The following is a 1,038-nucleotide window of genomic DNA, read 5'->3' as shown; positions in this document are numbered from 1 at the left end:
GGCCGATCACCGGCTGGCGCACAGCCAGACCTGGCATGCGGCGATCCCCTTGCTGACGCAGCCCTTGACGCGAACGAAGGTTCACTCAGCCCTGTGTGCCAGCGACGTCCCGCAGCCCACCTGGGTGCTGCCCACGCCCCTGAGCCTGAGCTTGCGCGGCACGGGTGGCATCGCCTTCGGGCTGCGCGAGACACCCATCCACCAGGGGCCGCTGCGCTTGTTGGCAGGGCCGCACCGCATCGAAGCCGGTTGGTGGGATGGGGCCCCAGGTGCTGGACGTGAGGTGCGCGATCATCACCTCGCCAGCAGCCCTCAGGCCGGCCTGCTGTGGGTCTTTTGCGATCGGCATGTGCCACAGGACGGCAGCAGCCCCTGGCACCTGCACGGTTTTTTCGCCTGAGGGGTGGCCATGAACACCGTCGATGCACGCCCTGGCTTGCCTGCCAGCCCGCTCGCAGCTCTGCCCGATTACGCCGAGCTCCACACCGTCACCAACTTCAGCTTCCTGCGCGGCGCTTCGCACCCCGAGGAGATGGTGGAGCGCGCGCTGGCACTGGGCTACCGCGGCCTGGCCATCACCGACGACTGCAGCATGGCCGGTGTGGTGCGAGCCCACCAGGGCTGGCAGGACGCCATCCGTGCCGGCGTGCCAGGTGCCGAGGGCTTTCGGCTGATGATCGGCGGCACCTTCGATGTGCACGAAGAAACACTGGGCGAACAAGCCCCGGCCTTCACGCTGATCGCGCTGGTTTGTCACCGCCTAGGCTACGGCTTGCTGTGCGAGTTCATCACCCGCCTGAGGCGCGGCGCCACAGGCAAGGGCAAGGCCACGCTGTGGCGGCGTGACATCCGCGCGGCCGATCTGGGTGATTGCGTGCTGCTGTTGCGCCCTCGCCGAGGCGCCAGCCCCGATGAACTGCTGGACCAGGCCCGCTGGCTGAGGAGGCTCTTTCGCGGGCGCTGCTGGCTGGTGGCCGAGTTGCACCACACGTTGGACGATGCGGCCTGGCTGCGCACCCTGCGAGCCGCGGCCGAAGC

1 protein-coding gene and 1 pseudogene are annotated in these 1,038 nt (G+C 69.0%); both read left to right on the top strand.

Annotated elements, in window-relative coordinates; translation table 11 throughout:
• Positions 1–400 (top strand): annotated as a pseudogene (locus B2W70_RS01765) (DNA polymerase Y family protein); the annotation flags it as partial.
• Positions 401–409: 9 nt separating this feature from the next.
• Positions 410–1,038: PHP domain-containing protein (locus tag B2W70_RS01760; protein ID WP_286742249.1), on the top strand; the 629-nt coding region annotated here is incomplete at its 3' end.

It is taken from the genome of Aquabacterium sp. UBA2148, assembly GCF_002328915.1.
Taxonomy (GTDB): domain Bacteria; phylum Pseudomonadota; class Gammaproteobacteria; order Burkholderiales; family Burkholderiaceae_C; genus Aquabacterium; species Aquabacterium parvum.
This window is presented reverse-complemented; position numbering and strand designations above follow the sequence as displayed.